Raw genomic sequence first — 14,675 nt, 5'->3', positions numbered from 1 at the left:
TTATGAAAGAGTGGCTTAAGAAAATAAAATCGAGATCCAATCTCGATTCGGACACCCTCTCACTAATCGTAGCTATCGGATTTATGGCGCTCGCCATCATCAATCCATCCATACCGCTTAAACATAATATTTATAACTACATGTTTGTGGCTGATATTTCTCAAAGCATGAACACAGTAGATATGTCCATCATGAATAAGCCCGTATCAAGACTCCAGTATATGAAGCATAGTCTTCATGAAATTATGTCTGAACTCCCTTGTGGCACAAAAGTAAGTATTGGAATGTTCGTGGGTGTAAGTGTGGCAGCTTCTTATACGCCTATTGAAGTCTGTGAAAATTTTGATGCCATTGAAGATACAATCGATCATCTAGATTGGCGGTCAGGTTGGTCTGGCAATTCTCGGGTGCGAGAGTCCTTTTTTACGCTCGCACGTTTAATTAGAAGTTTCCCTGAAAACTCGCAAGTGGTTTATTTTACGGATGGCGAAGAAGCACCAAAGCTTCATGCATTCAATACAAAAGACCTAGCTCAATTTCAAGGGGGGAGTGACTGGGTGATTGTAGGGATTGGAAGCCTGAAGGGAGCCCCTATTCCAAAACTCGATGGAAAAAATCAATTGATTGGCTATTGGTCTAACGAAAGCTTTGCCTTGCAACCAGGTATAGCACAAATCTCAGAAGCAAATATTGGTACACGAGATGATAATGTCGCAGGCGGTGAAAGTGATCGTTATATGTCTAAATTAGATGAGGCTTACCTCAAAGATATTACAAAACAAATTAATGGTATTTATGTAAGAGGAGATTCAGTCCTTAATATTTTAAGTGCGATGAAAAAACAAAAACCTGCATGGCAAGATAAAGCAGATTTTCACCTTAAATGGTTTTTTGCTTCGCTCGCAGGCATCATTTTTAGTCTTCGATTTATTTCGATAAAAAAAATAATTCAACATGTCATTAAATTTAGACAATAAATTCATTCTTCTTAGCACCTCTTCAATGATTAAAGTTGAGGGTGACGATCGGGTCAAGTTCCTGCAAGGTCAGCTCACACAAGACATCAAACTCATCTCACATGATAAAGCTTTGTTTGCTGGCTTTTGCAATCCTAAAGGAAGAGTCTTGGCCTTTATGCTGTGTTTCGAAGAGCATGACTCAATTCATATACAGATAGATAGCTCGATTGCAGAACCTATTCTTCGTCGACTTAAAATGTACGTTCTGCGATCAAAAGTTTCTTTGAATTTACTAGACAATCAATTTACATGCGTAGGTTTTGTAGGATCTAAACCTCTCCTTAATCAAGATATTAAACTTCCGGAAACTTATTTAGATATTGTGAGATCGCATAACGTCATGATTATGCGTGTAGGAAAAAATACTGAACGTTATCAATTAATGGGTGACACTGCCAAAGTCAATACATTTATGAAACTCAACTTACCTGAATATACGTCTATGAGTATGGAATCCTGGGACAATTTAAATATTTTTGATGGCATTCCTAATATTTACCCAACCACACAAGAAGCTTTCATCCCGCAGTCTATAAATATGGATCTTATTGATGGTATTAATTTTAAAAAGGGTTGTTACACAGGGCAAGAAATCGTTGCGAGAACTCACTATTTAGGTAAAGTTAAAAGACGAATGTTCCGAGCCTTTATCGAATTAGAAGATGATCTGACGCCTGGTGACCAAATCATCAATGAAAAAAAAGAAGTCATAGGTCAGCTAGTAAGGTCAGCGAAAGAAAATGAACTTAGAACTAACATGCTGATTGAAATAAGAGTAGATCAAGCGCAAGAAGCGCTCTTTATCAAAAACCATGTAATAGAAATTATGTCTGAAGATAAAAAAATATTTGATTAGTTTTTAGCTTTTGTATTACTTGGAACTTCAGTGTCTTTTTTATCTTTTTCGTGATTTGTGACTTGGAAAAATATTTCATCTTGCCTAATCATACCGAGTTCGTTGCGAGCTCTTTCTTCAATAGCTGAAAAACCTTGCTTTAGATCACTTACTTCAGCATTAAGCACATTGTTTCTTATCTGATTATCAGTATTTGTATTCTTTTGAATTTCGATTTGTTGATTTAAACTCCAAACGCGAAACCAACTACCTTTGCCAAACCATAATGGATATTGCATTAAAGCTACTAACACAACAAAAATAATGGTTAAAGATTTCATATCAAATTATTTACTCAATTGATAAAAACAAGCAAGGCCTGCGTAAGATGTAGCGCTACCAAGCTCCTCTTCAATGCGAAGCAATTGATTGTATTTTGCAATACGTTCAGATCTTGAAAGTGAGCCCGTCTTAATTTGCAATGCATTCGTAGCAACCGCTAAATCAGCAATGGTTGTATCTTCAGTTTCACCAGAACGATGGGAAATGACTGCGGTATAACCTGCTTTTTTTGCCATCGCAATAGTCTCAAATGTTTCAGTGAGCGTGCCAATTTGATTTACTTTAATTAAAACAGAGTTGGCTACTTTACGCTTAATGCCTTCATCTAAAATTTTTGGATTGGTTACAAAAAGATCGTCACCAACAAGCTGAATATGTTTGCCTAGTCTTTGTGTCAATACATGCCATCCATCCCAATCAAACTCACTCATACCATCTTCAATGCTGATGATTGGATATTTGTCACACCATGTAGCTAGATAGTCAGTAAATTGCTCACCTGATAAAGATAAGTTTTCAGAAGCAAGATGATATTTCCCGTCTTTATAAAATTCAGTACTTGCACAATCAAGTCCAAGATAGACATCACGACCTGGCTCATATCCCGCTTGAGATATTGCTTCCATAATCATCTGGATAGCAGACTCATTAGATGGAAGGTTCGGTGCGAAACCACCTTCATCACCCACGGTGGTTGAAAATCCTTTTTTACTTAATGTTTTTTTAAGTGATTGAAAAACTTCTGCACCACAGCGCATTGCTTCTCTAAATGTGGGTCTTCCAGCTGGAATAATCATAAACTCTTGCATATCGACATTATTGTCTGCATGCGCACCACCATTAATCACATTCATCATAGGTGTAGGTAATTGCATGGGGCTTGAGCCACCAAGATAACGATAAAGAGGTACATTAGAATTTTTGGCTGCGGCTACAGCAGATGCCATTGAAACCGCAAGAATAGCGTTGGCACCTAATCGGCCTTTGTTATCAGTTCCATCTAGTTCAATCATGGTTTGATCAATCAATGTTTGATCATCCACATCAAGACCTATTACAGCTTTCGCAATTTCTGTATTGACATGCCTTACTGCATTTAACACACCTTTTCCAAAATAACGTTTCGCATCACCGTCTCGAAGCTCAATCGCTTCTTTGCTTCCTGTGGAGGCACCTGACGGAACCATCGCTCTTCCCATCACGCCAGAATCTAAAAAAACATCAGCTTCAATAGTTGGGTTACCTCTCGAATCAATAATTTCTCGAGCAACGATTTGTTTCACAAAACTCATTCTTATTCCTTCATGTGCAGTTAATTATTTAAGACATTTCAATGAAGCCTGCTTTTTTAACTGACCTATCAATCTCAGCTAACACTTCAAGTAGAGCTTTCATTTTTTTAAGTGGCCACGCATTGGGGCCATCAGATAATGCTTCTTTTGGATTTGGATGTGTTTCCATAAAAATACCTGCGATACCACTCGCCACAGCAGCTCTTGCCAAGACAGGCACAAATTCACTTTGCCCCCCGCTTTTATCCCCTTGCCCTCCAGGTTGCTGCACTGAATGTGTTGCATCAAAAACGACTGGGCAATTTGTTTCTCGCATAATAGATAAACTTCTCATATCTGAGACAAGCGTGTTGTAACCAAAAGATGCGCCTCGCTCACACACCATAATATTATCTAGGCCGCCATTAGCTTCTTTGGCTTTGGTAACCACTTGTTTCATATCGCCAGGGGCTAAAAATTGGCCTTTCTTTATATTTACAGGCTTACCTGAAATTGCAACAGCATTAATAAAATCCGTTTGTCGGCATAAAAAGGCGGGTGTTTGTAGAACATCCACAACGCTTGCAACTTGCTCAACTTGAAATTGATCATGCACATCGGTTAAAACGGGTACACCAATTTGTTTTTTTACTTCAGATAAAATTCTTAATCCTTCATCGATACCAAAACCTCTAAAGGTTTTATTAGAACTTCGATTAGCTTTATCAAAAGAGGATTTAAAAATAAATGGAATATTGAGCGCTGTAGTAATTTCTTTTAATTGCCCTGCTACATCTAAAGTCATTGCTTCAGACTCTATAACACATGGACCTGCAATTAAGAAAAGTGGGTGATTTAATCCAACATCAAAGTTGCATAGTTTCATGATGCACTTCCTTTAGATTGTTTATATTTAAGCGCTGCTTGAATGTACGCTTTGAATAATGGATGACCTGTTCTTGGATTAGAAGTAAACTCTGGATGGAACTGACAGCCAATAAACCAAGGATGCTGATCTTGCGGTAATTCTATAATTTCACAGAGCTGTTCAAAAGGCGTTCTGGCAGAAATTATTAGTCCTGCTTTAATCAATTGATCTACATAATGATTATTTACTTCGTAACGATGGCGATGACGTTCGTTTACTTCAGCTCCATAAATCTTATGTGCTAAAGTTCCAGATTCAATTGGACACTTCTGTGCGCCTAGTCTCATGGTGCCGCCTAAGTCTGAAGAATCATCTCTTTTTTCAATCGCACCTTCAGATGATTTCCATTCCGTAATTAATCCAATAACTTGATGTTCAGCATCCTGATCAAATTCAGAGCTGTTTGCATTTTTAAGCATGGCTTTATGTCTTGCAAACTCAACCACAGCGAGTTGCATGCCTAAACAAATACCTAAATATGGAATCTTATTTTCTCGTGCGAATTGAATTGCTTTAATTTTGCCTTCAGTACCTCGCTTACCAAAACCACCAGGCACTAAAATAGCATCCATATTTGCTAATGGCTTGGTACCACTTTTTTCAATTTCTTCTGAATCAAGATAATGAATTTTAATTTTTGATGATGTATGGATACCAGCGTGTATTAATGCTTCTGTGAGAGACTTGTAAGACTCAGTGAGGTCTACATATTTACCCACGAATGCGATATCAATATTATGTTTGGTGTGTTTAAGTGCATCGGTAATTTTTTCCCAGCTAGATAGGTCTGCTGGTTTTGCCAGAATATTTAATTTGTGACAAACGATTTCATCAATCATTTGCTGATGCAATAAACTTGGTATTTTATAAATGGAATCTGAATCAACTGCTGAGATGACTGCTTCAGGTGCAACATTTGTAAATAACGCTATTTTTTTTCTTTCCTCATCAGGAATAGCGCGATCAGCTCTACAAATTAAAATATCTGGTTGAATACCAATCTCTCTTAACTCTTTAACAGAATGTTGAGTTGGCTTTGTTTTTAATTCACCTGCTGTTGAAATGAAAGGAAGAAGAGTCAGATGGATGTAACATGCATTTTCACGACCCTCTTCAAATCCAATTTGTCGAATAGCCTCTAGAAAAGGAAGTGACTCAATGTCGCCTACTGTCCCTCCGACTTCAACAATAGCCACATCGGCACCATTAGCGCCATTTTTAATGTGTAATTTTATTTCATCTGTAATATGCGGGATGACCTGAACGGTCTTGCCTAAATATTCACCACGTCGCTCTTTGCGAATCACGCTGTCGTATATTTGGCCTGTCGTAAAATTATTTTTCTTACCCATACGCGCTGAGATAAACCGCTCGTAATGGCCAAGATCAAGATCAGTTTCTGCGCCATCATCTGTAACGAAGACTTCGCCATGCTGGAATGGACTCATCGTGCCAGGGTCGACGTTAATATAAGGGTCGAGTTTGAGCATCGTTACTTTGATACCTCGTGACTCTAAGATTGCACCGAGACTAGCGGCTGCGATACCTTTCCCCAAGGAAGAAACGACACCGCCAGTAACAAACACGTATTTGGTCATGGAAAGGCTTTTAAATAATTGCTGACGGGAGTCTATTTTACTTTAAAGCTATGTGTCTCACAATTGAAGTTTGAGGTTTCTCAAATAGGGAAAGGGATTTCAACGTTTTTTATCTAAATCAACAAGAAAATAGGCTTTCTTTAAATGGATAAAATAGAGCGCTGTCAACCCGTTTTACTAAAAAAACATCTCCACAAAATCTGTGGATAACTTTGTGGATAAAGATGACATAAATTTATAACTCTTGAATTTATAAGCGTTTTTTTGGATCGCTTATTTTTTAAGCTAAATAAAAGTTATTTAAAATCAATGACTTAACTTATGTCCCTAATTCCATTAGGATTTTTGTTCACACTTAATGTAAATTCTCAGCAGATGTGCATAACTGCACTATTTTGGGGAGTGCATCGAGCGTATTTTGATGTGACGTTTCAATCACGGAAGTTAAATTCATACCTCGTAATTCGGCAAAAAAAGTTGCGATCTGATGTAATTCTCCAGGAGTATTTCTTCCTTGATGTCCTAGCCATGATGGCGGAATATCAGGCGCATCTGTCTCTAGCACAATAGACTCTATAGGTAATGATTTAGCTAGCGCTTGAATATGTGTCGCCCTCTTATATGTCATTGCACCACCAAAGCCTAATTTAAATCCCATCTCAATAAAAGCTTCAGCTTGTTGCATGCTGCCATTAAAGGCATGAGCGATACCACCTTTGACTGGGTAGCGTCTTAAATTTTTAAGCACATCATCAATCGCTTGTCTGACATGCATAATGATTGGCAAATCAAAAGCACTTGCTAATTTTAATTGAGCCACAAAAATTTCTTCTTGAATGGTCTTATTATCTTTAGTCACAAAGAAATCTAAACCAATCTCACCTACTGCGACCGGTTCGTATGTTTTTAAATAAGATTTCAGCGTGTCCATATCACCATCCTTCATGTCATGAATATACATAGGATGAAAACCTAAAGCGTAAAAGCAATTGGGAAATTTTTTTCTAAGCTCGATGACGTCATCAAAACTTTTTCGGTTAACTGCGGGAATAATAATTTTTTCAACGCCATGATGAAGCGCGTTTTTAATAATTGCATCTTGCTCATCTCTAAACTCTAATGCATCTAAATGACAGTGGCTATCGATGAGCATGGTGAATGGTTACTTTAGTTTGAATCGCATTCTTAGATCTTGACCAACCCAGCGATGATCTAAAAGTGTTGTGGTAATTTTATTTTCTAAATTTTCAAAAGCCGGCAGTGTAAACATACCCTTAGCTTCTGAACCTAAAATCACAGGTGCATAATAAATGATCAGCTCATCAATTAAATTAGCTTTTAGGAATGCGCCATTAAGACCCTCTCCCGCTTCAATCCATACTTCATTCACCTCTCTTTTTGCGAGCTCTTTTAGAAGTGATGCTAAATCAACTTTGCCGCTATCGTCTAATTGAATACATTCGATACCCAATGATTTTAATTGTGGTAACTTTTTTTGCTTATCATTTGCATAAGCAATAAGTAATGGTTTTTCAAGAAGTATGTCTGACTCTAATGGAATTTTTAATTCTGAATCCACAACTACACGTAAAGGTTGCCGCGCATGTTTATAAAGTCTCACAGAGAGTTTTGGATTGTCATGTAATACAGTACCAATACCTGTAATAATTGCGCAGGAAGAAGCGCGCCAGTATTGAACATCAGCCCTGGCTGCATCGCCTGTAATCCACTGGCTCTTGCCGTTATGAAGTGCAGTCTTGCCATCTATTGATACTGCAAGCTTCGCTCTTACATAAGGCAATTGCTTTGTCATGCGAGAAATAAAACCTATATTTAATAATTGCGCTTGGGCTTCCATCACGCCTAGCTCAACTTCAATATGAGCGTCTTTTAATTTTTGAATACCTCGGCCGGAAACTATGGGATTCGGATCTTGCATCGCAATGAATACTTTTTTAACCTTAGCTTCAATTAATGCATCTACACATGGTGGTGTTTTGCCAGTATGCGAACAAGGTTCTAATGTGACATATACATCACTGCCTTCAGATTGGCTGCCTGCTTCTTTTAACGCAATCACTTCAGCATGAGACTCACCAGCTTTTTCGTGAAAGCCACGACCTACAATTGCACCATCTTGAACAATGACACAACCAACTCTTGGATTGGGGGATGTTGTGAATAAAGCTTTTTCTGCAAGCCTCAAAGCTTCACTCATGAAAAATTGAGGTGATTGTGAGTTCATTTAATCAAGATCGCGGATAACATCATGGAAATCTTCGACATCGGAAAAACTTCTATAGACAGATGCGAATCGGATATAAGCCACCTTATCCATTTTTTTTAATTCATGCATGACGTTTTCGCCTAGCTCTCTAGCGGTGATTTCTTTCTCACCATAAGCTAAAACTTTTTGAATGATACGTTCAATGGCTTGCTCTATATATTCAACAGGCACCGGGCGTTTATGAAGCGCGCGGCTAAATGATTGGTGAAGTTTGTTTCGACTAAAGTCTTCGCGTTTACCGTTTTGCTTCACAACTTGAGGAAGTGTGAGTTCGACTGATTCATAAGTTGTAAAACGTTTATCACATTCTGAACAACGACGTCGACGTCGAATGGAATTGCCTTCATCGTTTACTCTTGAGTCAACGACTTGGGTATCATCAGTTCCGCAGAATGGGCATCTCACTTGGGATATGAAAATCTATATTTAAGACCCATAAACTGGGAATTGAGCCGTTAAAGCAACTACTTTGGCTTTGGTCTCATTAATAACTTTTTCGTCGTTAGGATGATCGAGGATGTCTGCAATCATTTGCGCCACCATGTCAGCTTCTTTTTCTTTGAAACCACGGGTTGTGATTGCAGGAGATCCGATACGAATCCCTGAAGTCACAAAAGGACTTTCTGGATCATTAGGAATTGAATTTTTATTGACCGTGATATGTGCTTGTCCCAAAAGAACATCTGCTGCTTTTCCGGTTAAACCTTTAGGTCTTAAATCAACTAAAAAGACATGTGACTCAGTGCGGCCAGAAATAATACGTACACCACGTTTACTTAGTGACTCAGCCATCGTTTGTGCATTTTTAATCACTTGTGTTTGATACACTTTAAATTCTGGTTTTAAAGCCTCTAGAAAAGCAACTGCCTTAGCTGCAATCACATGCATCAATGGCCCGCCTTGAATACCAGGGAACACAAAACTATTAATGCTTTTTTCAAATTCAGCTTTCGCCAAGATAATACCGCCACGAGGGCCTCTTAAAGTTTTATGTGTGGTGGATGTTACAAAATCTGCGAAAGGCACTGGACTAGGATAAACGCCTGCAGCAATAAGTCCTGAGTAGTGCGCCATATCTACCATAAAATAAGCACCCACTTTTTTTGCAATCTGCGACATGCGCTCCCAATCAAAACGTAAGGCATAAGCTGAAGCGCCCCCAATAAGAAGTTTAGGCTTTGATTCAATCGCAAGCTTTTCCATTTCATCGTAATCAATCTCCTCATTTGCATTGAGGCCATAAGGTACGACTTTAAAAAGTTTGCCTGATAAGTTTGCAGGTGAGCCGTGAGTTAAATGCCCACCATGCCCTAAATTCATACCCATGATCGTATCGCCGGGTTTCAGTATCGAAAAGTAAACAGCTTGATTAGCTTGGCTACCTGAATGAGGTTGCACATTCACATATTCAGCATCATATAATTTTTTAAGGCGATCGATCGCGATTTGTTCGACATTGTCTACAAATTCACAGCCGCCATAAAAACGCTTACCAATATATCCTTCTGCGTATTTATTTGTGAGCTGAGAACCTTGAGCTTCCATCACGGCAGGGCTTGTATAGTTTTCAGAAGCAATGAGCTCAATGTGGTCTTCTTGTCGTTTTACTTCCTGAGTGACTTGAAGTGCAATTTCCGGGTCCACCATACTTAATTTTTGAGCTTTGCTAAACATGTCTATATTTCCGCTATGTATTTAAAATGATTAGAGATTTTTATCTCAGAAAATCGATATTTTATCATGGGTCTGACCTATCTTTCTTAATGAAGTTCTATCTTAGATAAAATCTAAAAGTTATAATCCTTTCAACTATATTGAAGAGGAAGGTTTCTATGCATTGGACTGATAGTCAAAGGATTGCTGAGGCTTTATACGACAAACATCCTGATATAGACCCTAAGACAATTCGATTTACTGACTTATACCAGTGGATCCTAGATCTTGAAGGCTTTCAGGATGACCCTAATAAATGCGGGGAAAAAATTCTAGAAGCCATTCAGCTCGCATGGATTGAAGAGTCCGAATAAATCATGGCTTTACTTCCGAAAGAGATTTTTAAAGCCTACGATATCCGGGGCATTGTAGGCAAAACTCTAACACCTGAATTTGTAGAAATCATAGGTCGCGCGATTGGCAGTGAAGCGATTGACCGAAAGCAAACAGAAATTTGCGTTGGTTTTGATGGAAGACTTTCAGGCCCAGAACTATCGAACGCACTTATAAAAGGCATACTTAAAACAGGTATTCACGTCATTAATCTCGGCATGGTCACCACACCCATGGTTTATTTTTCTACCTTCTTTCTTAAAACCCAATCAGGCGTGATGGTGACAGGAAGTCATAATCCGCCTGACTACAATGGCTTGAAGATGGTTTTAGGTAGCGACACGCTATCCACAGAGGCCATACAAAAACTCTACGCCCGTATAGAAAAAGAAAGTTTTTATGAAGGCCAGGGCATTGAAAAAAAATATGATATTGCGAATGATTATATTGAAGCGATCAAAAATCATATCCATTTGAAACGCCCCATGAAAATTGTCATAGATTGTGGCAATGGTGTTGCAGGGGCTTATGCTCGAAAAATTTATGAAAGTATTGGATGTTCTGTTGAAGAATTATTTTGTGATGTGGATGGCACATTCCCTAACCACCACCCCGACCCTTCCGAACCTCACAACCTTAATGACGTCATAGCACACCTTAAGAAAAGTGATGCTGAATTAGGCTTTGCATTTGATGGTGATGCGGATCGCTTAGGTGTTGTGACAAAAGATGGTCAAATCATTTATCCCGATCGACAACTTTTATTATTCGCAGAGGATGTATTAAGTCGCAATCCAAATGCGACGATTATTTTTGATGTGAAATCAACACGTAATTTATTTCAGTGGATCAAAGATAAAGGCGGTAAGCCTTTGATGTGGAAAACAGGTCATTCCCTTATTAAAGCTAAAATGAAAGAAGAAAATGCCGCACTTGCAGGAGAAATGAGTGGACACACTTTCTTTAAAGAACGTTGGTATGGATTTGATGACGGTATTTATGCAGGCGTTCGACTTCTTGAAATATTAAGTCGCTTTGATAATCCATCTGAAGTTTTAAATAATTTACCAAATAGCATTAGCACACCCGAACTTCAAATTAAAATGGAAGAAGGTGAACCTCACGCTTTAATTAAAAAATTACAAACGGAAGCACAATTCGATAATGCACTCGAAATTATTAAAGTCGATGGATTAAGAGTTGAGTATGAAGATGGGTTTGGTTTAATGCGCGCATCAAATACAACACCCGTCATTGTTTTAAGATTTGAAGCTGAGAATAAAATTGCACTTGAAAGAATTCAAGGCTCTTTTAGAGATGTTTTAACCTTGGCAACTCCAGGTTCAGTTTTGCCTTTTTAAAATCGAGACGAACAATATCCTACGATCGCAGGATAATCAATCAACTGTCTATTCAGTTAAAGTGACTTAATGTTAATTAACTATCTGAATAAATTCAAACTTTTATATGTCATCACACTCGCGATGATAAGTAACATCACTTTTGCAATCGACCTTCAGCCAGGCGAAATAAGAGCGCCCGTAGGGACATTCAATGCGGCACAGATGTCTTATGTGTATGTTGAAAAAGGTGACAAATATTCTCACGGCTCTAAAACACCAAACACTAGCAATATCAATCAAAATGCTTTTCTATTAAGACTTAGTCATGCTTTTGAAATTAATCAAATACCGTCTGTTGTCTATGCACAAACATCTATAAATCATCTTGAACATACAAATATTCCTGTGGGTTTAGCTAATGCTAATTCAAATGGTATTGGTGACACTACTTTTGCATTTGCTTTATGGCCTTATGTCGATCGAGCGAAAGAGGAATACTTTGGTCTTGCTACTTACCTGACTCTACCAACAGGTGATTATGATAAAAATCGTACTGTAAATATTGGAAGTAACGTTTATCAAACTGCATTTCAGGCAGGGTATCAAAGAAAGCTGGTTGATAATATTAACTGGATGACCGCGATAGATGTAGTTTTAGCCAGTGATAACAATCAATTTTTGGGGAACAGAAAGTTAGAAAAAGATCCGCTCTATAATTTTCAAACCGGATTACAGTATGTTTTCAATCCAACATATTCAGCGTCGGTTGGTTATTTTTATACTGTGGGGGGTGAGAATACATTAGATAGTATCGACCAAGGTAATATCAACAAAATTCATCGCTACCAATTAACAGGGCAAGGTATCTATAATTTTGGTCGACTCATGCTGCAGTATGGTTCAGAATTTACAAACGAAAATAGCTATATTGAAGATCATCGTCTTATTGCAAGATATGCATTTAAATTTTAAAGAGGTCAATTAATTGAATTTTCTTATTCCCTTTATTTTTATTACGATTGCACTAATACAAATAGGTATTTTTGTAAATTCCATATCCTTAGTAAAAATATATCCTAAAGAAAAATCACTGAAATACTGGTCTATATCCCTTATTCTAAGTTCGCTTGGTATCTTAGGCGTCGCTGTTGGATCATTGATAATGTCAAGCTTAGATCGAGGTTCTTTTTTTCTCACCCTCAGTAACACTATTTATTTTATCTCACTTGTATTAATGATTTTTTATACAAAGAGTCTGAAAGAAGAAATTACACCTCGACATGTAAAAATTTATACGCTACTAATTATCTTTTATGCCATAGGCTTTGAAATTATAAGAAATAAAGGTAACTTTATTGATAGACAAATTTTTAGTGCTTGTCTGGCATTTATAGTTTATTTTTTATTGCTCTCAGAGATTAAAGAGAAGAAATTATTTCGTGAGTCGTATTATCTTAAAATCTTCGCAATTACAACTTTTGCTGAATTTATATTACTTATTGCTCGAATAATCATTCTTCTATCAAGCGATTATGGATTTATTGATAGCCTGAATGACGTACCTTTAATCCCAGCGGCACTGCTTTGGGTTCTTTTAATTGTGAATATATGGTCATATATTTCTATTAATGGTTATTGGTCAGAGAAAATGGCTGCTTTAAACACAAAAAATATAATTGAAAATACCAAAATTAAACTATTGTTGAACGAAAAATACAAACTTATCAATTCACTCGTGACAGCAAATAAAACAGCGATTTCTGCTGCCCTTTCTGCTTCCATTGCCCATGAGATTAATCAGCCTCTTGGTTCTATGAAAACAAATAGTCAACATTTAAATCTCTTGATTAAGGGTAAAAAAGAAAAAATACTTATCAAAAATATTATTAAGGACAATGATAGGGCAGCGAAAATTATAGCAACTTTGAAATCCATGTTTTCAAAAAATAAGTCTATTTATCGATCTGAGATATTTGATACTTTTGTTCAGTCTTTGGAGCCTATATTTAAAGAATCAATAAAAGAAAAAAATATAAAAATTAAATTTCTATTAAATTCATCTGCAAAGGTAAATATGAATACAGATGAATTAAGGCAGGTATTTTCTAATCTCATACAAAATTCAATTGATGCTTTATCTTTGACATCAAAAAAAAATAAAGTGATTGAAATTAAAACTTTCACTAAAAATAATAAATTATTCTGCTCGGTTACTGACAACGGTCCGGGTATATCAAGAAAAATGCAGGGCAAAATATTTAAACTTTATGAAAGCTCAAAAATTTCGAATTCTGGTATAGGTTTATGGTTATCAAAATATATAATTACTAGACATAAGGGAAGCCTGAGCGTCAATAAAGCATACTTAAGTGGTGCGGAATTCTTAATTGAGCTTCCGATATCAAACAATGTCTAGTAAATCAGATAAAAAAATTACTATTCATCTAATAGAAGATGATGTTTCGCAGCGGGGTAGTATTGAATCTTTATTAGCTTTCAAAGGTTTTATTACAAAATCATACAATACGGCTAAAGATTTTTTACAAACCCTACCCTTTGAAAGGCCGGCAATCGTAATTGTTGATATTCAACTTCCTGATATAAGCGGCGTTGATTTGCATCGTATGCTTTTGGAAAAAAATATCAACCCCCCAATAATTTTTATTAGTGGCGAGGCTAGTATTCAGCAAAGTGTTGATGCCATGAAACAAGGCGCTATTGAATTCCTAGTAAAGCCATTTGATATTGACGAATTGATTAATGCAGTTACAAAAGCTATTCGTATCGAACTAAAGGAAATCAATTTAAACGTCCTACTCAAAAATTTATCTCCGAGAGAGCTTGAAGTCTACAATTTACTTCTTCAGGGTTTAAACAACCAAGAGCTTATCGACAAGCTCCATTTATCATTGCCTACCGTTAAGCAATACAAGTCTGAAGTGATGAGGAAATTGAAGGTAAATTCACTTTCTAAGTTGATCGAATTAGCTAGGTAGTCTGCCCCCC

General features: G+C 37.1%; 15 protein-coding genes. 7 read left to right on the top strand and 8 right to left on the bottom strand.

Going from position 1 to position 14,675, the window contains the following annotated elements; genetic code table 11:
* Positions 1–2: 2 nt before the first annotated feature.
* Together FIT70_RS02855 and ygfZ are read left to right on the top strand one after the other, a co-directional pair.
* Positions 3–977: a vWA domain-containing protein gene (locus tag FIT70_RS02855; RefSeq protein WP_139930546.1), complete on the top strand. Its 975-nt coding sequence runs from the start codon at positions 3–5 to the stop codon at positions 975–977.
* Entirely contained in the window at positions 955–1,875 is a 921-nt protein-coding gene (gene ygfZ, locus FIT70_RS02850) for a CAF17-like 4Fe-4S cluster assembly/insertion protein YgfZ (RefSeq protein ID WP_139930544.1), read from the top strand. The genes FIT70_RS02855 and ygfZ overlap by 23 nt, the downstream gene beginning before the upstream one ends.
* Here the strand turns inward: ygfZ and ftsB are convergent.
* The 8 genes from ftsB to glyA form a co-directional block, all read right to left on the bottom strand.
* The gene (gene ftsB, locus FIT70_RS02845) at positions 1,872–2,195 is read right to left on the bottom strand and encodes a cell division protein FtsB (protein ID WP_139930542.1); all 324 of its coding nucleotides are present in this window, start codon (positions 2,193–2,195) and stop codon (positions 1,872–1,874) included. The two genes, ygfZ and ftsB, sit on opposite strands and share 4 nt — an antisense overlap.
* Before the next feature lie 6 nt (positions 2,196–2,201).
* Entirely contained in the window at positions 2,202–3,488 is a 1,287-nt protein-coding gene (gene eno / locus FIT70_RS02840; RefSeq protein ID WP_139870227.1) for a phosphopyruvate hydratase, read from the bottom strand.
* A 28-nt stretch (positions 3,489–3,516) separates the two neighbouring features.
* On the bottom strand, positions 3,517–4,353 hold the full coding sequence (kdsA, locus tag FIT70_RS02835; protein ID WP_139930540.1) for a 3-deoxy-8-phosphooctulonate synthase: 837 nt from the start codon (positions 4,351–4,353) through the stop codon (positions 3,517–3,519).
* Positions 4,350–5,993, bottom strand: coding sequence for a CTP synthase (locus FIT70_RS02830; protein ID WP_139867453.1), 1,644 nt, complete (start codon positions 5,991–5,993; stop codon positions 4,350–4,352). The genes kdsA and FIT70_RS02830 overlap by 4 nt, the downstream gene beginning before the upstream one ends.
* Before the next feature lie 355 nt (positions 5,994–6,348).
* A complete protein-coding gene (locus FIT70_RS02825) occupies positions 6,349–7,146 on the bottom strand; it encodes a TatD family hydrolase (RefSeq protein WP_139930538.1) in 798 nt (265 codons plus the stop codon).
* Positions 7,147–7,155: 9 nt separating this feature from the next.
* Complete coding sequence (gene ribD, locus FIT70_RS02820) at positions 7,156–8,238, bottom strand: bifunctional diaminohydroxyphosphoribosylaminopyrimidine deaminase/5-amino-6-(5-phosphoribosylamino)uracil reductase RibD (protein ID WP_139930536.1); 1,083 nt, start codon at positions 8,236–8,238, stop codon at positions 7,156–7,158.
* Entirely contained in the window at positions 8,239–8,685 is a 447-nt protein-coding gene (nrdR, locus tag FIT70_RS02815) for a transcriptional regulator NrdR (RefSeq protein ID WP_028817854.1), read from the bottom strand.
* A gap of 21 nt (positions 8,686–8,706) precedes the next feature.
* Positions 8,707–9,954, bottom strand: coding sequence for a serine hydroxymethyltransferase (gene glyA / locus FIT70_RS02810; protein WP_139930534.1), 1,248 nt, complete (start codon positions 9,952–9,954; stop codon positions 8,707–8,709).
* A gap of 158 nt (positions 9,955–10,112) precedes the next feature.
* On the opposite strand from glyA, the gene iscX reads away from it, so the two are divergent.
* The 5 genes from iscX to FIT70_RS02785 all read left to right on the top strand — a co-directional run bounded on the left by iscX (position 10,113) and on the right by FIT70_RS02785 (position 14,665).
* Positions 10,113–10,307, top strand: a complete 195-nt coding sequence (iscX, locus tag FIT70_RS02805; protein WP_028817852.1) for a Fe-S cluster assembly protein IscX — start codon at positions 10,113–10,115, stop codon at positions 10,305–10,307.
* 3 nt (positions 10,308–10,310) lie between these two features.
* The gene (locus tag FIT70_RS02800) at positions 10,311–11,687 is read left to right on the top strand and encodes a phosphomannomutase/phosphoglucomutase (RefSeq protein WP_139930532.1); all 1,377 of its coding nucleotides are present in this window, start codon (positions 10,311–10,313) and stop codon (positions 11,685–11,687) included.
* A 69-nt stretch (positions 11,688–11,756) separates the two neighbouring features.
* Positions 11,757–12,641, top strand: a complete 885-nt coding sequence (locus tag FIT70_RS02795) for a transporter (protein ID WP_139874433.1) — start codon at positions 11,757–11,759, stop codon at positions 12,639–12,641.
* Between the two features lie 13 nt (positions 12,642–12,654).
* On the top strand, positions 12,655–14,085 hold the full coding sequence (locus FIT70_RS02790) for a sensor histidine kinase (RefSeq protein ID WP_139874432.1): 1,431 nt from the start codon (positions 12,655–12,657) through the stop codon (positions 14,083–14,085).
* On the top strand, positions 14,078–14,665 hold the full coding sequence (locus FIT70_RS02785; RefSeq protein WP_139930530.1) for a response regulator transcription factor: 588 nt from the start codon (positions 14,078–14,080) through the stop codon (positions 14,663–14,665). Before FIT70_RS02790 ends, FIT70_RS02785 begins: the two co-directional genes overlap by 8 nt.
* The last annotated feature ends 10 nt before the right edge of the window (positions 14,666–14,675 follow it).

This window comes from Candidatus Methylopumilus universalis, from assembly GCF_006364435.1.
Lineage (GTDB): Bacteria > Pseudomonadota > Gammaproteobacteria > Burkholderiales > Methylophilaceae > Methylopumilus > Methylopumilus universalis.
The sequence above is the reverse complement of the archived record's forward strand: the minus strand, read 5'-3'. Positions and strand labels throughout refer to the sequence as shown.